The organism is Streptomyces sp. NPDC051907 (assembly GCF_040681075.1).
In the GTDB taxonomy this organism is placed as follows: Bacteria; Actinomycetota; Actinomycetes; order Streptomycetales; family Streptomycetaceae; genus Streptomyces.
The window spans coordinates 130,733-147,787 of record NZ_JBFAYB010000004.1 but is presented as its reverse complement, the minus strand read 5'-3'; the positions used below and the strand labels follow the sequence as shown (position 1 = coordinate 147,787).

Genomic DNA, 17,055 nt, shown 5'->3' with positions numbered 1-17,055 from the left:
CGTCTGTGAAGACGCCGGCGCTACTTCACCGGTTCTGTCTCCGGCGCGTCCTGCGTCTCCTCGGCGGGCTCGGGGTCGGCCGGGGCCGTCTTGACCGAGTCCAGCAGGAGCTGGGCGACGTCGACGACCTGGAGGGACTCCTTGGCCTTGCCGTCGTTCTTCTTGCCGTTGACCGAGTCGGTGAGCATGACCAGGCAGAACGGGCACGCCGTCGACACGATGTCGGGGTTGAGCGAGAGGGCCTCGTCGACGCGCTCGGTGTTGATGCGCTTGCCGATCCGCTCCTCCATCCACATCCGGGCGCCGCCGGCGCCGCAGCAGAAGCCGCGCTCCTTGTGGCGGTGCATCTCCTGCTGGCGCAGGCCCGGGACGGCCGACATGATCTCGCGCGGCGGCGTGTAGACCTTGTTGTGGCGGCCCAGGTAGCACGGGTCGTGGTAGGTGATCAGGCCCTCGACCGGGGTGACGGGGACGAGCTTGCCCTCGTCGATGAGGTGCTGGAGCAGCTGCGTGTGGTGGATGACCTCGAACTCGCCGCCCAGCTGGGGGTACTCGTTCGCGATCGTGTTGAAGCAGTGCGGGCAGGTCGCGACGATCTTCTTCGACGCCTTGGGCTTCTTCGTCGAGGGGTCCTCGTCGTCCTCGCCGTAGGCCATGTTCAGCATCGCCACGTTCTCCGCGCCGAGCTGCTGGAACAGCGGCTCGTTGCCCAGGCGGCGGGCGGAGTCGCCGGTGCACTTCTCGTCGCCGCCCATGATCGCGAACTTGACGCCCGCCATGTGCAGGAGCTCAGCGAAGGCCTTGGTGGTCTTCTTGGCCCGGTCCTCCAGCGCGCCCGCGCAGCCGACCCAGTACAGGTACTCGACCTCGGAGAGGTCCTCCAGGTCCTTGCCGACGATCGGGACCTCGAAGTCGACCTCCTTGGTCCACTCCACGCGCTGCTTCTTGGCCAGACCCCAGGGGTTGCCCTTCTTCTCCAGGTTCTTGAGCATCGTGCCCGCCTCGGACGGGAACGCGGACTCGATCATCACCTGGTAGCGGCGCATGTCGACGATGTGGTCGATGTGCTCGATGTCGACCGGGCACTGCTCGACGCAGGCGCCGCAGGTGGTGCAGGACCACAGCACGTCCGGGTCGATGACGCCGTTCTCCTCGGCGGTGCCGATGAGGGGGCGCTCGGCCTCCGCGAGGGCGGCGGCGGGAACGTCCTTGAGCTGCTCCTCGGTCGCCTTCTCGTTGCCCTCCATGTCCTTGCCGCCGCCGGCGAGCAGGTAGGGGGCCTTGGCGTGCGCGTGGTCGCGCAGCGACATGATCAGGAGCTTCGGCGAGAGGGGCTTGCCGGTGTTCCACGCGGGGCACTGCGACTGGCAGCGGCCGCACTCGGTGCAGGTGGAGAAGTCGAGGATGCCCTTCCAGGAGAACTGCTCGACCTGGGAGACGCCGAAGACGGCGTCCTCGGCCGGGTCCTCCCAGTCGATCTCCTTGCCGCCCGAGGTCATCGGCAGCAGCTCGCCCAGTGCGGTGCCGCCCTTGGCGTCGCGCTTGAACCAGATGTTCGGGAAGCCGAGGAAGCGGTGCCAGGCCACACCCATGTTGGTGTTGAGCGAGACCGTGATCATCCAGGTGAAGGACGTGACGATCTTGAGCGCCGCGAAGAAGTAGGTGAGGTGCTGGATCGTGCTCAGGCTCAGGTTGTCGAGCACCGCGATCAGCGGGTACGAGGCGAAGAAGCCCGGCTCCCAGCTGGTGACGTGGTGCTGGGCGCCCTCCAGGGCGCGCAGCGTCATGATGCAGACGCCGACGATCAGGATGACGGCCTCGACGAAGTACGCCTGGCCCGTCTTGGAGCCCGCGAAACGGGACTTGCGGCCCGCCCCGCCCGGCCGGTTGAGCTGCCGGATGACGATCAGGGTGAGGATGCCGAGGACGGTCATCAGGCCGAGGAACTCGGTGAAGATCTCGTACGGCAGCCAGTCGCCGATGATCGGGATCAGCCAGTCGGCCTGGAACAGCTGGCCGAAGGCGTTCACGATCGTGAGCAGCAGTGAGAAGAAGCCCACCGCCACGAACCAGTGCGCCACGCCGACGACGCCCCAGCGGTTCATGCGCGTATGGCCGAGGAACTCCTTGACCAGCGTGATGGTGCGCTGTGTCGGGTCGCCGGTGCGCGTGCCCGCGGGCACGGGCTGGCCGAGCTTCACGAAGCGGTAGATCTGCGCGATGGCGCGGCCGAACAGCGCCACGGCCACCACCGTGATGACCAGCGACACGATGATCGCGGCGAGTTGCATTTGGGGGCTCCTCGGGCCTGCGAGGGTGGGAATCAGCGACTTCTACTAAGCGGTAACTTATTCAGTCCGTGCTGAGAGTACCCACTTATGACGCCGCACTGTAGCCGCGCAGGCGGTGATCTGTGTCGCTCAGGCAACCCTGACCAGGCTGCTCGGCGGCGCTGAGCAGACCGCTCGCGCGGGCCCGGTCCGGCCTGCTCAGACGGCCTGCGCCGAACATCGGGCGGCCTGCGCCGAACGTCACGCGGCCTTCGCCGAGCGGCGTCCGGCGCCGTGCGGCCGCCGGCCGGCGACCGCCGCGGGGACGGTGCGGGCCAGGATGACCAGATCCAGGCCGAGCCAGTGCTGGTCCACATAATGCAGGTCCAGGACGCTCATTTCCTCCCAGGGGAGCTCCGACCGCCCGCTGATCTGCCAGAGCCCGGTGACGCCGGGGCGCACCCCGAGCCGCGCGCGGTCCGCGCCGACCGGCCTGCCGTGCCGGCGCGGCGGCAGCGGCGCCGGGCCGACCAGCGACATCTCGCCGCGCACCACGTTCAGCAGCTGGGGCAGCCCGTCCAGGAGGCAGCGGTGCAGCAGGCGTCCCACGGGGGTCGGCTGGCGTACGGGCCCGGGGCCGGCCCGCGCGGTACGGAAGGTGAACCGCGCGAACGTGCGTCCGCACAGACCGATGCGCGTCTCGCGGTGCAGCACGGGCCCCGGCGAGGTGAGGGCGACGGCCGCGCCGGCGGCGATCAGCACGGGGGACAGGAGCAGCAGCAGGAACAGGCCGACCGTCAGGTCGACGGCTCGCTTTGCCGGCATGGGCGCGCGTCCTTCCGTAGGGCCTTGGGGGCTGACCGCCCGGATGCCTCCGTATGCCTCGGGGGCTCTCGGCCGCCGTTTCGCTTCTTTCGCGCTCTTCTGTCACGTTGGTGACGCGTTGGCGCGTCGTCTCTCGTCGCCGCCCTCTGTCGCCGGCACTTTGTCGCTGTCGTTCGGGATTGATCTTTTTCGCGGCTTTTCGCGGCTACGACTCTCGCACGGTCGAGAGGGCGAGGACCGGTGCGCCACGCGTTCAAGGGCAAGGGTGCTCGTTAGGGCGAGATAAAAGTTGAGTGGGCCCGACTCAGGTCTGTTGACTCGTTCCGCCCGTTCATGCATCCTTGAGCCAGATCCACTCAAGTCAGCTGGAGGAATTGAAATGGCACGTGCGGTCGGCATCGACCTGGGCACGACTAACTCCGTCGTCAGCGTTCTGGAGGGCGGCGAGCCCACCGTCATCACCAACGCCGAGGGCGCCAGGACCACGCCGTCCGTCGTCGCCTTCGCGAAGAACGGTGAGGTGCTGGTCGGCGAGGTCGCCAAGCGTCAGGCAGTGACCAACGTCGACAGGACCATCCGGTCGGTCAAGCGCCACATGGGCACCGACTGGAAGATCGAGCTCGACGGGAAGAACTTCAACCCGCAGCAGATGAGCGCCTTCATCCTGCAGAAGCTGAAGCGCGACGCCGAGTCCTACCTGGGCGAGAAGGTCACGGACGCGGTCATCACCGTCCCGGCCTACTTCAACGACTCCGAGCGTCAGGCCACCAAGGAGGCCGGTGAGATCGCGGGTCTGAACGTCCTGCGCATCGTCAACGAGCCCACCGCGGCCGCCCTGGCGTACGGCCTCGACAAGGACGACCAGACGATCCTCGTCTTCGACCTCGGCGGCGGCACCTTCGACGTCTCGCTGCTGGAGATCGGCGACGGCGTCGTCGAGGTGAAGGCCACCAACGGCGACAACCACCTCGGCGGCGACGACTGGGACCAGCGCGTCGTCGACTACCTGGTGAAGCAGTTCGCCAACGGCCACGGCGTCGACCTGTCCAAGGACAAGATGGCTCTCCAGCGTCTGCGCGAGGCCGCGGAGAAGGCGAAGATCGAGCTGTCGTCCTCGACCGAGACGACGATCAACCTGCCGTACATCACGGCGTCCGCCGAGGGCCCGCTGCACCTGGACGAGAAGCTCACGCGCGCTCAGTTCCAGCAGCTCACCTCGGACCTGCTCGAGCGCTGCAAGACCCCGTTCCACAACGTCATCAAGGACGCCGGCATCCAGCTGTCCGAGATCGACCACGTGGTCCTGGTCGGCGGCTCGACCCGGATGCCCGCCGTCGCCGAGCTCGTCAAGGAGCTGACCGGCGGTCAGGACGCCAACAAGGGCGTCAACCCCGACGAGGTCGTCGCCATCGGCGCAGCCCTCCAGGCCGGCGTCCTCAAGGGCGAGGTCAAGGACGTCCTGCTCCTCGACGTGACCCCGCTGTCCCTCGGCATCGAGACCAAGGGCGGCATCATGACCAAGCTCATCGAGCGCAACACCACGATCCCGACCAAGCGGTCCGAGATCTTCACCACGGCCGAGGACAACCAGCCGTCCGTGCAGATCCAGGTCTACCAGGGCGAGCGCGAGATCGCGGCGTACAACAAGAAGCTCGGGATGTTCGAGCTGACCGGTCTGCCGCCGGCCCCGCGCGGGGTCCCGCAGATCGAGGTCGCCTTCGACATCGACGCCAACGGCATCATGCACGTGACCGCGAAGGACCTGGGCACGGGCAAGGAGCAGAAGATGACCGTCACCGGCGGCTCCTCGCTGCCGAAGGACGAGGTCGACCGGATGCGCCAGGAGGCCGAGCAGTACGCGGACGAGGACCACCGTCGCCGCGAGGCCGCCGAGTCGCGCAACCAGGGCGAGCAGCTCGTCTACCAGACCGAGAAGTTCCTCAAGGACAACGAGGACAAGGTCCCCGGCGATGTGAAGACCGAGGTCGAGACCGCGCTCGGCGAGCTGAAGGAGAAGCTCAAGGGCGAGGACACGGCCGAGATCCGCACCGCCACCGAGAAGGTCGCCGCGGTCAGCCAGAAGCTCGGCCAGGCGATGTACGCCGACGCCCAGGCCGGGCAGGCCGCCGGCGGCGCCGACGCCCCGGCCGGCGAGCAGGCCCAGTCCGCGGACAACGCCGACGACGTGGTCGACGCCGAGATCGTCGACGACGAGAAGCCGAAGGGCGGTGCCGCGTGACGGAGGAGACCCCGGGCTTCGAGGAGAAGCCCGACGTCCCCTCCGGCGCAGCCTCTGACGACGCCGCCGAGTCCGCCGAGTCCTCCGAGAAGGAGGGCCCGGCGGCCCCGGCAGGGGACGCAGCAAAGATCGCAGGCCTGACGGCCCAGCTGGACCAGGTCCGCACCGCGCACGCCGAGCGCACGGGCGACCTCCAGCGGCTCCAGGCCGAGTACCAGAACTACCGTCGCCGCGTGGAGCGGGACAGGGTCACGGTCAAGGAGATCGCCACGGCGACTCTGCTGACCGAGCTGCTGCCCGTGCTCGACGACATCGGCCGCGCCCGTGAGCACGGGGAGCTGGTGGGCGGGTTCAAGTCGGTCGCGGAGTCTCTCGAGACGGCCGCGGCCAAGATGGGCCTGCAGCAGTTCGGCAAGGAGGGCGAGCCCTTCGACCCGACGATCCACGAGGCCCTGATGCACTCGTACGCGCCGGACGTCACCGAGACGACGTGCGTCGCGGTCCTTCAGCCGGGGTATCGCATCGGCGAGCGGACCATCCGCCCCGCGCGGGTCGCGGTGGCCGAGCCCCAGCCGGGCGCGGCGCCCGCGGCGAAGGACGAGAGCGGCGACGACGAGGAGAGCGGTGGCCCGGACGAGGGCTGACGCAGTGACGGGCCGAGAGGAGGGACGTCGATGAGCACGAAGGACTTCGTCGAGAAGGACTACTACAAGGTTCTCGGCGTCCCCAAGGACGCGACCGAAGCCGAGATCAAGAAGGCGTACCGGAAGCTCGCCCGCGAGTTCCACCCGGACGCCAACAAGGGCGACGTCAAGGCCGAGGAGCGCTTCAAGGAGATCTCCGAGGCCAACGACATCCTCGGCGACCCCAAGCGGCGCAAGGAGTACGACGAGGCACGCGCCCTGTTCGGCAACGGCGGCTTCCGCGCCGGACCCGGCGGGGCGGGCGGCTCGTTCAACTTCGACCTGGGCGACCTCTTCGGAGGCGCCCAGGGCGGGGCTCAGAGCGGCGCCGGCGGGGCCGGCGGCTTCGGCGGCGGCCTCGGGGACGTCTTCGGCGGCCTGTTCAACCGGGGCGCCGGCCCCACGGGTCCCCGGACCCAGCCGCGCCGCGGCCAGGACATCGAGTCCGAGGTGACGCTCAGCTTCACCGAGGCGGTCGACGGGGCCACGGTCCCGCTGCGGATGTCCAGCCAGGCTCCCTGCAAGGACTGCTCGGGCACCGGCGACAAGAACGGCACGCCTCGCGTCTGCCCGACCTGCGTCGGCACCGGCCAGGTCTCGCGCGGCGGCAGCGGCTCCTTCTCGCTGACCGACCCGTGCGTGGACTGCAAGGGCCGCGGGCTGATCGCCCAGGACCCCTGCGACGTCTGCAAGGGCAGCGGGCGCGCCCGCTCCTCGCGCACCATGCAGGTCCGCATCCCGGCGGGAGTCTCCGACGGGCAGCGGATCCGGCTGCGCGGCAAGGGCGCGCCGGGCGAGCGCGGCGGCCCGGCGGGCGACCTCTACGTGGTCGTCCACGTCGACGCGCACCCGGTCTTCGGCCGCAAGGGCGACAACCTCACCGTCACCGTGCCCGTCTCCTACCCGGAGGCGGCGCTCGGCGGCGAGGTGAAGGTGCCCACCCTGGGCGGGCCCCCGGTGACCCTCAAGCTGCCGGCCGGCACGCCCAACGGCCGTACGATGCGCGCCCGCGGCAAGGGCGCGGTCCGCAAGGACGGCACCCGTGGGGACCTGCTGGTCACCGTCGAGGTCGCCGTTCCCGACGAGCTCAGCGAGAAGGCGAAGGAAGCGCTGGAGGCCTACCGCGACGCCACCGCGGACGCGGACCCGCGGGCCGAGCTGTTCCAGGCGGCGAAGGGAGCTTGACATGGATGGCCGGTCGGGTCGCAGTCGCAACCCGTACGAACTGACCGACGAGTCGCCGGTGTACGTCATCTCGGTGGCGGCCCAGCTGTCCGGGCTGCACCCGCAGACCCTGCGGCAGTACGACCGGCTGGGTCTGGTCTCCCCGGACCGGACCCCCGGCCGTGGTCGGCGCTACTCCGCCCGCGACATCGAACTGCTGCGCACCGTCCAGCAGTTGTCGCAGGACGAGGGCATCAACCTGGCCGGAATCAAGCGCATCATCGAACTGGAGAACCAGGTCGCCGCGTTGCAGCAGCGGGTGGCCGAGCTGTCGTCCGCCGTGGAGGGCGCGGCGGCCGTCCTGCAGCAGCGCGAGGCCCAGGTGCACGCCTCCTACCGGCGCGATCTCGTGCCGTACCAGGATGTGCAGCAGGCGAGCGCGCTCGTGGTCTGGCGGCCCAAGCGCTCCGAATAGCACCTCCACTGCCTGGCCTGCGGGGCCGGAGAGCTTTCTGCTCTCCGGCCCCGCAGTCGTGTGAGAAAGGCGGTTGGCACAAAGCTGACCTGCCAGTGCAGCAAGCTGACAGTGATCTCTATGGAGGGCTCTCCACGCCGCTGGCAGGCTGGTTCTCGCTGGCAGAACCGTCCAGACGCACCCTGAGGTGCACGGATTCGTGGAGGAACGATGAGCGTCAGCCTGTATGCCAAGACGACCGCCGTCCTGATGCCGGCCCTTGCCCTGCTGGTCCTGGCGGCGCCGGGACAGGCGGCCGCCCAGCCGACGGCGAAGCCGGACCGGGTGATGGAGCGCATCTGCGGGATGCCCCTGCCCAAACCGGTGTCCGCCTTCGTGGGCCAGGTGATGTGCGTCAACGGCTGGCAGTGAGAGCCGGTGCCGGAGAAGCGGGAAGAACAGCACGACGGGCACGGCACGCACGACGGACGAGAAGCGGAGTGGGAGGAAGAGGTGACGGCGGTCCGCGTCAGGGCGGACGCCGCGCCGGGCGAGACCGCCGTCATCAGGCTCATCGGGATGCTGCCCGCCGACTGGGTCTGCGGACAGCGGGTGGAGGAGGACCGAATCTGGCTGCGGGTCCATTCGGCGGGGGGAGCCGGAACCGATGTCGTACGAGAGAGGCTGGCGGCGGCGCTCAGGGACAGCTCGCTGCCGGGGTGGCGGGTCCAGGACCCAGGCCCGCCCGGACCGGTGTCGCGCGCCTGAGCCGGTAGGCGGGGACGCGGCGGGGCGGGTTGGTGAGGCGCGACGGGCCGGTGGGCCGCGACGAGTCGCTGAGCCGCGACAGGCCGGTGGGCCGCGACGAGTCGCTGAGCCGCGACGGGTCGCCGAGTCTGCGGCCCTGGAAGTCCCGCAAGTCCTGGAAGACCTTGAGGTCTTGGGCGCTGAGGCGCTACGGGCCCTGGGCGCCCGGGCCGGTGAGGTCCTGCGAGCGCCTGAGGTCCATGGCGGCGACGCGGCGGGACGCGCCGGTGAGGCCCGACAGGTTCCTGGGGGCGCGGCGCCCGAAACCCCTCGCGCCCCGGTCGGCGGCCGCGTCTTAGATCCAGCCCTTCTCCCTCGCCAGCAGCGCCGCGTGCGGTCTGCTGCTGGCGTCCAGGACGCGCAGCAGGTCCGCGACATGACGACGGTACGTACGGACCGAGATGTCCAGGTTGCGTGCGCCGGTCTCGTCCTTCGCCACCCGGCACATCTCCTCGAGCACCTGCTGCTCGATCGCGGTGAGCCCGTTCGCCGACAGCGGCTGCGCGTCGGCGTCGGCCGGTGCGATCAGCGCCGAGAGGTCCGTGGCGTGGTCCCAGATCTTCTCGAAGAGGGCCAGGATGTTGGAGACCAGACCCGCCTGCTGGGTGACCAGCGCGCCGCGCGAGGTGTCGGCCGGGTCGACGGGGACCAGCGCGGTCTGCCGGTCGTACACCAGGATGCGCTCCGAGAGGCTTCCGGCGACCCGGATCGTCGCGCCCTGCGCGGTCAGTTCGCGCAGATAGGACACCGTCGGCGGGTGCTCCAGCGCTTCCTTGAGGACGACGCTGCGGATACGTATGCCGCGCCGCAGACAGCGCATGTCGAGCGGGCGCGCATGCGCGATGTTCTCCGGGGTGAGCGCGGTGTACGGCTCGACGGAGAGGATCTCCTCGCGCGCGAAGAACGCCAGATCGTCGATCCGGTCCCGGATCTGGGCCAGGATCTCCATCCGCTCGACGCCCTGCGCGGCCAGCGGCCGGGCCTCCTGCTCGGCGCGCAGCTCCGTGACCAGATGCCGGGACTGGGTCACCAGCCGCAGCTGCTCGTGGAGTTCGCGCAGCCGCAGATCGGCGAGCCGGCCCACCGCGTCCTCGGGATCGCTGGCCGTCGTGCCCCGCTCGCCCGTGCGCAGCAGGCTGAGCTCGGCGAGATGGGCCAGCGCCTTCTCGACTTCTTCGCGCGGAGCGTGGAGGAGCAGATGAATGTCCTCGGCAGACGTCTCCGGATTCCGCAGAAAGTGCCGGTAGACACGTTCTTCCGTGGCTGTGAGTCCGAGTATCGACAGGCTCGCGCCGCTCACTGTTGCCCCCCGCTTGCCGTCCAGCCGACGGCTCGCCGGGCATGGGTCAGATGCCGCGCAACCGTCGAAGTGATGGGGGAGAGGGTAATTCAACGGTAAAGAGGCGAGCCCGAGACGGAGGCCCGAAGTGACATGGATCACTGGGCCCCGCCGTGGTGGCGTGTTGCAGAAGACCGGACCGGTCGAGTGACGGGGGACGGTGAACGATCAATGAAGGAGGCTGCTTTGAGATCAGTGACCGATCGACACGTACTGGATTTCTCCGCGCTCACCGAGCGCGAGCTGGAGGTGCTGGAACTGCTGGCGAGCGGCGAGCAGAACCGCTGGCTGGCGCGCCGGCTGGGCATCGCGGAACGTACGGTCCGGGCGCACACCACGAGCATCGTGCGCAAGCTCCAGCTCAAGTCGCGGTTCGAGGCCGCGATCGTGTCGCATCTTTACGCGGACGACATCAAGGGCCAGCAGGTCTGACGGGTCATCCCGACTGTCGCGTCCGTACGCATATCTCGCGCAGAGCAACTCCCCGCCGGAGCAGGTCCGGCGGGGAGTTCTCGTCTGTCCGCCGCCTGGGTACTAGGGGAGCGCCGTGCTCACCGCGTCGATCGCCATCATCCACATCGGCTGCGCCCCCGTGCCGAACGCCGCCGCCAGCGCATAGCCGACCGACGCGTCCAGCGGCTCGACCTCGGCGTCCTCGCGCCACTCCGCGATCACGCGCCCGTCGCCGTCGGAGGAGAAGTCCCCGACGTGTATCCCGTCCCGGGTCAGCCGGCTGCTCGGAATGGAGTCCGGGACCAGCCGGTAGGCCGTCCCCTCGTGCTCCACGTCCACGCGGTACGAGCGGCGGCTCAGCTTGCCCTTCGCCGGGTCCAGCTTCACCTGCCGCCCGTCGATGGTCATGGTCAGCTGCTCGGGGTCGCGGGTGCCGATGGCGATGTGGTCCTCGCGCTCCGAGCCGGGCGTACGGTCCAGGGTGACCCGGGGGATCTGCTCTCCCTCGACCACTAGGGACTCCTGGCCCGCCAGATGGACGCTGACGTCGCCGAAGCGGTCGTCCGTGGTGGAGATGGGCGTGTGGGCGGTGTCGTTCATGAGGGGTCCTTCGGTCCTTCGTCCTTCAGCGTGGTCAGAACTGACGGTGGTACGCCTGGCTCAGTGTGAGACGCGGCCGACGCCGGCCGCGTTCAGTGGAGCCGGGTTCAACGGGCGCGTCCAGTGGGGCGCGTTCAACAGGGCCGGGTTCAGTGGACCGCCGCGAGCTGGGTCGCGGTCAGGTCCCGGTAGAGATCATTCCTCGCCAGCAGCTCGGCATGCAGCCCGTGGTCGCGCACTTGACCGCCCTCGAAGAGGACCAGCTGGTCGGCGGAGGTCACGGTGGAGAGCCGGTGCGCGATCAGCAGGACGGTGCAGTCCTTCGCGGCCTGCTCGACGGTCTTGCGCAGGGCCGTCTCGCTCAGCCCGTCCAGATGCGCGGTGACCTCGTCCAGGAGGAGCACCTGCGGCCGGCGCAGCAACGCCCGTGCGATGGCGAGGCGTTGGCGCTCGCCGCCGGACAGGGCCAGGCCCCGGGTGCCGACGGGCGTGTCCAGGCCCTCGGGCAGCCGGGCCACGAAGTCTTCCAGGAGCGTCTTGCGCAGTACGTCGGCGATGTCGTCGTCGCTCGCGTCGGGCGCGGAGTAGAGCAGGTTCTCCCGGAGCGTTCCGGCCAGCATCGGCGAGTCCTGCTCGACGTAGGCGATACGGCGGCGCAGCTCGGCCCGGCTGAGCGAGCGGATGTCGGCGCCGTCGAGGTGGATGCTGCCGCCGTCCATGTCGTAGAACCGCTGGATCAGCGAGAAGACGGTGGTCTTGCCGGATCCGGACGGGCCGACGATGGCGGTGACTCCGCCGGCGGGCGCGGTGAAGGTGGTGCCGACCAGGGTGGGCGTACGGCCCTGGTAGGCGAAGGTCAGGTCCTTGACCGTGACCTGGGGCGGCGGGCCGGACGGCGTCGTCGTCTTCTCGTCGACGTCGTCCTCGGCCTCCATGTGCTTGACCTCCTCGATCCGGGCGAGGGCGCCGAGGCCCTGCTGGAGCGCGGTGGTGCCGCCGACCAGGGACAGGACGGGGCCGCCGATGTTGAAGAGGTAGAGCAGGAAGCCGATCAGGGCCGCGAGGTCGAGCGACCCCATGGCGACGAGCGCGCCGCCGAAGCCTATGACGGCGAGGAAGGACGCCTGGACGATCAGCCCGGAGAGCACGGCGATCAGGGCGTGGTAGCGGGCGCCGGTCAGGCCCGCGCGGTAGGCGCTCTCGGCCGCGTCGGAGGCGCGCGCGGTCTCGATCGCCTCGCCGCCGTTGGCCTTGACCGTGCGGGCGGCGCCGAGCGAGCGGTCCAGTGCGGCGCCGATGTCGCCGACCGAGCTCTGCGCCTCGGTGGTGACCCGTCGGATGCGGGGCATGACGACGCCCATGGCGACGCCGATGACCAGCAGGACGCCCGAGGTGATGCCGAGCAGCGGCAGGCTGGTGATGCCCATCAGGACGATGGTGGCCAGCAGATGGATCGATCCGTCGACGAGCTGGATGAGCCCGCCCGTCGCCGCGTGCTGTACGAGGGTGCTGTCCGAGGTCACCCGGGTGGTCAGACCGCCCGGCTCGGTACGGTCCAACTCGCTGGTGCGCAGGCGGATCAGGCGGGAGATCAGGCCGCGCCGGACCTGGAGGACCACGCGCTCGGCGGTGCGCTCGCTGAGCCACGCCTGCGTCCACATCAGGCCGATGGACAGCGCGAGCAGCCCCACGAGCAGGAGGATCTCGTCGCGCAGGCTGCTGCCGATCATGAGCTTCGTCAGGACCGACTGGATGACCATGGGCTGCGCGAGGCCGGCGGCGCTGCCCAGCAGGGTCAGCAGCAGCACCACCAGGAGGACTCCGCGGTGCGGTCGCGCATAAGAGAGCAGCGCGCGCAGCGCGGGCCGCTCGGCCGGAGGCTGTTCTGCGTCAGTTGTGTTCACCCAGGTATTTCTAGTCTCTCTATATAGGCGAGGGGAATTGGCGTTTGCGGCAATGCCGGGAGGGGCGATGCCGGGCGGGTCATGCCGTGTCAGGCAATGCCGGTCTGGTATTGCCGTGTCGGGCAATGCCGGGAGAGGCCATGCCGCAAGAGCCAATAGTGCGACCCGGGCCGGGTGGGTGAATATCGATCTGTCCGCAACGGACGGTCGGCAAACACCACTTGTCGATCCGGTCGGCCGACGATCGTCTGCCGATCCAGTCATTTCCCTATGGAGGATCTCCTCATGCAGAACGTCTCCGAGAAGGACCTGTTCGACGGCTACACCGCCTACACCTCCGCGGAGGAGCTGGGCCTGCACGACGGCAAGGAGGCCGCCCCGGCGTTCAGCCCCACCATCCCGTGGGCGATCCGCGCCACGATCATCACCGCTCGCTCCTCGCAGCAGTGCGCCGCCGCCCTCGGCTCGCTCGCCGCGAAGACCGTCGAGAAGAAGTGCTGACCAAGTACCAGGTCAGACACTGCGTGAGGTGAGCCTCGGGGTCCGGCCGGCGCGTTCGCGTCGCCGGCCGGACCCCGGCCCCGCACCCGACGAGGGGAGGCGTCATGGATCTTCCGGATGCAGGTTTCAGACGTGTGCTCGTGGTGGGGACCGGGGCGCTCGGAGTGGCGTTCCTGCCCTTCTGGATCAACTGGCTCAACAATTCACTGCCGCAGACGGAGAAAAGGTACGCGCTGACCCGATCGGCCCGCCGATTCGTATCGGCGGACGCCGTCTCCGTGCTCTCCGGCAGAGAAGTCTTCATCGACGACTGGAATGAATTCTCCGGAGTCGACGTCCCGCACGTCGAACTGGCCCGATGGGCGGATCTGATCCTGGTGCATCCAGCGACCCTGAGCTTTGTGAGCAGGTTCGCGCTCGGGATCGCCGACACGCCTTTGACGGTCGCCCTCCAGTCCACCGGCGCCCTGGTGGGCGTCGCGCCCTCGCTGCCGCCCGGCGCGCTCAAGAACCCTGTCGTCCAAGGCCACTTGGAGACGCTGCGGTCGCGTCCCGGCGTCGTCCTCGCGCCGACCGTCGAGGCCGAGAGCGCGAGCACCGGAGAGGTGGAGGACGGCGGCTCCGCACCGCTCAACGAGCTGTACGACCTGTGCTGCGCGGCTCAGCGGAGGGCCGGGCCGTGACCGCTGCCGCACCCGTCGCGGAGTACGGGACCGGTCTCCAGCTCACCCGTGTCCTGCGCGATCCCGACGGCGCCTTCCTCTGGTGGCATCTGCCGGGCCCGCAGCGCACGGGCCCGCTGACCGCCCCCGCCGCCCATCTCGTCCCCGAACCGCCCGCCGCGAGCGGGGCCGCCGAACTGGCGGTCCCCGAGCCCCTCGGCGACGGGCTGCTCCACAGGGCCGCCGGCTCGGCGTCCGTAGCCGCCTGGCTGCGGGACCCCCGCCCGCAGGCACGCCGGCTGGCGGCCCACTCCCTCGTCGCAGGGGCCCGCGCGCTGCGCGAGCTCCACCGCGTCCGCGTGCCCGCCGACACGGAGCTCCGCATTCCCCCGGGGCTGCGGCGGCTCGGCGAGTGGGCGCGGGGCGGCGAGGGCCTGCCCGCCGGGGCGCTGCGGCTGCGGGAGGCCGCGGCGAGGGCCTGGGGCGAGGAGCGGCTGACGCTGCTGCTCGACTGGGCCGCCCAGGCGGCCGACCCCGCGGACGGGACGCTGGTCCACGGCTGGGCCTCGGTCGGCGCGCTGATACCTCCCCTGAGCCGGGGCAGAGCAGCGCTGCTGACCGGGGAGGACCTGGCCGTGGGCCGTCCGGAGCTCGACCTGGGCTGGACGCTCGGCGACCTCGCGGAGATCGCCTGGTCCGCGCCGTACTTCGACTACGACGGGCTGGCGGAGGGATTCCTCGACGCGTACGGCAGCGAGGCGTACGGCAACGACGCGGCCCGCTCCGGCGCGTACGGCTCCGACTCGGCCAATCCCGACACGTACGGCCGCGATGCGTCAGACAACGACACGTACGGCCGCGACTCGTGCCGCCCCGACGCGTACCGCCCCCCGCCCGATCCGGTGCTCGTGGGCCGGGCCGCGGTGCTCCGGGTCGCCACGCATATGCAGGACTTCGCCTCCTTCTGCGAGTGGAGCGACGAACTGCACGACTACATCGACTTCACCGCTGAGCTGATCGACGAGGAGGGCCGCAGGGCGGTCCCCCAGGGAGTGTCATGACCACCACGAAGGAGCAGCCGGCGCTGCTGCGCTACCAGCCCACCGGGCTGGACGCCGCACCCGAGGTGAACGCGCTGCTGGAGAGCCTGGGCCTGGGCGGGTTCGCCGCCGACGGCCTCACCGCCTTCGGCGGCCGCAACGACAACTGGGCCGGCTCGACGCGCAGCGGCGACCAGGTCTTCGTCAAGACCGTCGCCCGCGAGCCCGACGGCACCAGCCCCGAGCTCGACCGCGCCCTGTCCTTCGAGACCCTCGCCGCGCAGCTCCCGGCCGCCGCCCCGCTCCGCGTCCCCGAGCACCTCGGCACCGACCGCGCCGCAGCGGTCAGCGCCTACCGGCTGCTGCCCGGCGCCCGCTCGGGCTCCGAGGTCGCGCTGGACGGCGACTTCGACGACGAGCTGTGCGCCGCCGCCGGACGGGCCGTCGCCACGCTGCACAGCCTGGACCCGGGCGGCGCCGAGGTCGACGCGGGGGAGGCGCCGCTGCCGCCGCTGCGGTGGCTGGAGGCGTTCCCCTGGAGCGCGGCGCAGGACCGGAGCATGGCCCAGATCGCCGCCTGGAAGCTCGTCCAGGACGACGCCGAGGCCGTCGCCGCGCTGGCCCGGCTGCGGGAGCGCGAGCGCGCCGCCCCGCACACCCCGGCCCACTGCGACCTGCGCTTCGACCAGTTCATCGTGCACGAGGGCATGCTCTACCTGTGCGACTGGGAGGAGTTCCGGATCGCCGACCCGGCCCGCGACGTCGGCGCGTTCGTCGGGGAGTGGCTCTTCCAGGCCACGTACTCCGTCTTCGCCCCCACCGGCGACAAGGACGCGCCCGCCCTCGGCTTCGACCTCTCGCACGAGGAGATCGTGGAGCGCGGCTCGGCCGGGCTGCGCCGGCACCTGCCCCGCGTCGCCGCCTTCTGGCGCGGCTATCTGGAGTGCCGCACGCCGGACCCCGAACTCGCCGAGCGGGCCGTCGCCTTCGCCGGCTGGCACATGTACGACCGGCTCATCGCCACCGCCCAGGCGCACGCCGTCCTCAACCCCGTCGCCCGGGCCGCCGCCGGCATCGGCCGCACGCTGCTGCTCAATCCGGCCGGCGCGGTCGCGACCCTCCGGCTCGGGAGCCCTCGATGATTCTCACCGCGATCAACCCGCGACTGACCGCGGCCCTGGACCTCGTCTGGGTGCGCGAGGACGGCCTCGAGGCCACCGTGGCCGGGCGGCGGCTGAGCGCGGACAGCCCGCGCGACCTGCGCGGACGTCTCACCAACGCGCTGTACGAGGAGTTCCACGCCGGAAACGGCGCACACCGCCAGGAGGGCGACGCCCCGCCCCGCCGCAGTCTGCGCGACGCGGACCTCGAGGCGCGGCTCGCCGCCGGCGTGCCGCACAGCAGGACGCCGACCCGCGGCCGGCTGATCGAGGTGCTGCGCCGACCCGACGGCGACCAACTGGTCGTACGGCTCCCGGAGATCACCGCCCGGGTGCCCGCCGACCGGCTGCTGACCGAGGGCGAGCTCGAGCCTGGGCAGATCGTGGAGCTGGCCCTGGAGGCGAGCCGGCCCGCGCTGTCGCCCGGATTCTTCTACGTGATGGGCTCGCGCGCCCTGCCCAGCCCGCCCGGACCGATCCGCCGGCTGTTTCTGCACGCTATGGACGTCGACGCCGCGGTGCGGCTATGGGGCGCTGCGCTGGCCGCGCTCGAGAAGGCGGAGGCGCTCTACCACGCCAAGGCCCTCTCGGACCCGGACGACTTCCCGCGCCGGGACGGGATCGTGGTCTACCTCCATGGCGACCACGAGCCCGGCGAACGCGCCGTCGTGCAGGCCGTGCGGGGGCTGCCCGGCACGGGCTCGGACGGCTCGCTGTTCACCGAGCAGCTCGCGCCGGGCGTCGCCGCCGCCTGGGATCCGCACGACCCTCGGCCGGGGCAGAGCGGGATGAGCTTCGGCCAGCACCGGAGCTTCGCGCTGGCCACCGCGCTCGTCGACCACGCGATGGCGGACGAGGGGACGGTCGAGGACCGGATCGTACGGGCGTTCCGCGAGGCGGGCATCGACCCGCTCCACCCCGAGAACAACATCACTGCGAACGAAGGGGCTTGAG

17 protein-coding genes are annotated in these 17,055 nt (G+C 70.7%); 12 read left to right on the top strand and 5 right to left on the bottom strand.

Annotated features, from left to right (window positions below):
- Positions 1-20: 20 nt before the first annotated feature.
- The gene (locus AB0M39_RS04430) at positions 21-2,291 is read right to left on the bottom strand and encodes a (Fe-S)-binding protein (RefSeq protein WP_365360026.1); all 2,271 of its coding nucleotides are present in this window, start codon (positions 2,289-2,291) and stop codon (positions 21-23) included.
- Positions 2,292-2,531: 240 nt separating this feature from the next.
- Complete coding sequence (locus tag AB0M39_RS04425) at positions 2,532-3,095, bottom strand: sugar transferase (protein ID WP_365360024.1); 564 nt, start codon at positions 3,093-3,095, stop codon at positions 2,532-2,534.
- A gap of 379 nt (positions 3,096-3,474) precedes the next feature.
- Here AB0M39_RS04425 and dnaK point away from each other — a divergent pair, with 379 nt between their 5' ends.
- The 6 genes from dnaK to AB0M39_RS04395 all read left to right on the top strand — a co-directional run bounded on the left by dnaK (position 3,475) and on the right by AB0M39_RS04395 (position 8,403).
- On the top strand, positions 3,475-5,334 hold the full coding sequence (dnaK, locus tag AB0M39_RS04420) for a molecular chaperone DnaK (RefSeq protein WP_365360022.1): 1,860 nt from the start codon (positions 3,475-3,477) through the stop codon (positions 5,332-5,334).
- A complete protein-coding gene (gene grpE / locus AB0M39_RS04415) occupies positions 5,331-5,978 on the top strand; it encodes a nucleotide exchange factor GrpE (protein ID WP_365360020.1) in 648 nt (215 codons plus the stop codon). The genes dnaK and grpE overlap by 4 nt, the downstream gene beginning before the upstream one ends.
- A 30-nt stretch (positions 5,979-6,008) precedes the next feature.
- A complete protein-coding gene (dnaJ, locus tag AB0M39_RS04410) occupies positions 6,009-7,202 on the top strand; it encodes a molecular chaperone DnaJ (RefSeq protein WP_365360018.1) in 1,194 nt (397 codons plus the stop codon).
- 1 nt (position 7,203) lies between these two features.
- A complete protein-coding gene (locus tag AB0M39_RS04405) occupies positions 7,204-7,656 on the top strand; it encodes a helix-turn-helix domain-containing protein (RefSeq protein ID WP_365360016.1) in 453 nt (150 codons plus the stop codon).
- 210 nt (positions 7,657-7,866) lie between these two features.
- Positions 7,867-8,067 carry a hypothetical protein gene (locus AB0M39_RS04400; RefSeq protein ID WP_365360014.1) on the top strand — a complete coding sequence of 67 codons (201 nt, stop codon included), beginning with the start codon at positions 7,867-7,869 and terminating at the stop codon, positions 8,065-8,067.
- 6 nt (positions 8,068-8,073) lie between these two features.
- Positions 8,074-8,403, top strand: a complete 330-nt coding sequence (locus tag AB0M39_RS04395) for a hypothetical protein (RefSeq protein WP_365360012.1) — start codon at positions 8,074-8,076, stop codon at positions 8,401-8,403.
- Positions 8,404-8,737: 334 nt separating this feature from the next.
- Here AB0M39_RS04395 and AB0M39_RS04390 read toward each other — a convergent pair whose 3' ends face one another.
- Entirely contained in the window at positions 8,738-9,742 is a 1,005-nt protein-coding gene (locus AB0M39_RS04390; RefSeq protein WP_365360010.1) for a helix-turn-helix transcriptional regulator, read from the bottom strand.
- A 234-nt stretch (positions 9,743-9,976) separates the two neighbouring features.
- Between AB0M39_RS04390 and AB0M39_RS04385 the strand changes: the two genes are divergently transcribed.
- A complete protein-coding gene (locus tag AB0M39_RS04385; RefSeq protein ID WP_365360008.1) occupies positions 9,977-10,213 on the top strand; it encodes a LuxR C-terminal-related transcriptional regulator in 237 nt (78 codons plus the stop codon).
- A gap of 102 nt (positions 10,214-10,315) precedes the next feature.
- Here the strand turns inward: AB0M39_RS04385 and AB0M39_RS04380 are convergent, their stop codons facing one another.
- Positions 10,316-10,834 (bottom strand): hypothetical protein, encoded by a 519-nt coding sequence (locus tag AB0M39_RS04380; RefSeq protein WP_365360006.1) that lies wholly within the window; start codon positions 10,832-10,834, stop codon positions 10,316-10,318.
- A 149-nt stretch (positions 10,835-10,983) separates the two neighbouring features.
- Entirely contained in the window at positions 10,984-12,738 is a 1,755-nt protein-coding gene (locus AB0M39_RS04375; protein WP_365360005.1) for an ABC transporter ATP-binding protein, read from the bottom strand.
- 285 nt (positions 12,739-13,023) lie between these two features.
- Here AB0M39_RS04375 and lxmA point away from each other — a divergent pair, with 285 nt between their 5' ends.
- The 5 genes from lxmA (at position 13,024) to AB0M39_RS04350 (ending at position 17,054) form a co-directional block, all read left to right on the top strand.
- On the top strand, positions 13,024-13,239 hold the full coding sequence (gene lxmA, locus AB0M39_RS04370) for a lexapeptide family class V lantibiotic (RefSeq protein WP_313945110.1): 216 nt from the start codon (positions 13,024-13,026) through the stop codon (positions 13,237-13,239).
- Positions 13,240-13,343: 104 nt separating this feature from the next.
- Complete coding sequence (gene lxmD / locus AB0M39_RS04365; RefSeq protein WP_365360002.1) at positions 13,344-13,922, top strand: peptide terminal cysteine decarboxylase LxmD; 579 nt, start codon at positions 13,344-13,346, stop codon at positions 13,920-13,922.
- Entirely contained in the window at positions 13,919-14,962 is a 1,044-nt protein-coding gene (locus AB0M39_RS04360) for a hypothetical protein (protein ID WP_365360000.1), read from the top strand. The genes lxmD and AB0M39_RS04360 overlap by 4 nt, the downstream gene beginning before the upstream one ends.
- A complete protein-coding gene (gene lxmK / locus AB0M39_RS04355; RefSeq protein ID WP_365359998.1) occupies positions 14,959-16,083 on the top strand; it encodes a class V lanthionine synthetase subunit LxmK in 1,125 nt (374 codons plus the stop codon). Before AB0M39_RS04360 ends, lxmK begins: the two co-directional genes overlap by 4 nt.
- Complete coding sequence (locus AB0M39_RS04350) at positions 16,080-17,054, top strand: T3SS effector HopA1 family protein (protein ID WP_365359996.1); 975 nt, start codon at positions 16,080-16,082, stop codon at positions 17,052-17,054. Before lxmK ends, AB0M39_RS04350 begins: the two co-directional genes overlap by 4 nt.
- The last annotated feature ends 1 nt before the right edge of the window (position 17,055 follow it).

Excerpts from the sequence above, each read along its gene's own strand:
- lxmK (WP_365359998.1), top strand. The coding sequence starts at position 14,959 with ATGACCACCACGAAGGAGCAGCCGGCGCTGCTGCGCTACCAGCCCACC.
- AB0M39_RS04430 (WP_365360026.1), bottom strand. The coding sequence starts at position 2,291 with ATGCAACTCGCCGCGATCATCGTGTCGCTGGTCATCACGGTGGTGGCC.
- dnaK (WP_365360022.1), top strand. The coding sequence starts at position 3,475 with ATGGCACGTGCGGTCGGCATCGACCTGGGCACGACTAACTCCGTCGTC.
- lxmA (WP_313945110.1), top strand. The coding sequence starts at position 13,024 with ATGCAGAACGTCTCCGAGAAGGACCTGTTCGACGGCTACACCGCCTAC.
- AB0M39_RS04380 (WP_365360006.1), bottom strand. The coding sequence starts at position 10,834 with ATGAACGACACCGCCCACACGCCCATCTCCACCACGGACGACCGCTTC.
- AB0M39_RS04425 (WP_365360024.1), bottom strand. The coding sequence starts at position 3,095 with ATGCCGGCAAAGCGAGCCGTCGACCTGACGGTCGGCCTGTTCCTGCTG.
- AB0M39_RS04405 (WP_365360016.1), top strand. The coding sequence starts at position 7,204 with ATGGATGGCCGGTCGGGTCGCAGTCGCAACCCGTACGAACTGACCGAC.
- lxmD (WP_365360002.1), top strand. The coding sequence starts at position 13,344 with ATGGATCTTCCGGATGCAGGTTTCAGACGTGTGCTCGTGGTGGGGACC.
- AB0M39_RS04400 (WP_365360014.1), top strand. The coding sequence starts at position 7,867 with ATGAGCGTCAGCCTGTATGCCAAGACGACCGCCGTCCTGATGCCGGCC.
- AB0M39_RS04350 (WP_365359996.1), top strand. The coding sequence starts at position 16,080 with ATGATTCTCACCGCGATCAACCCGCGACTGACCGCGGCCCTGGACCTC.
- dnaJ (WP_365360018.1), top strand. The coding sequence starts at position 6,009 with ATGAGCACGAAGGACTTCGTCGAGAAGGACTACTACAAGGTTCTCGGC.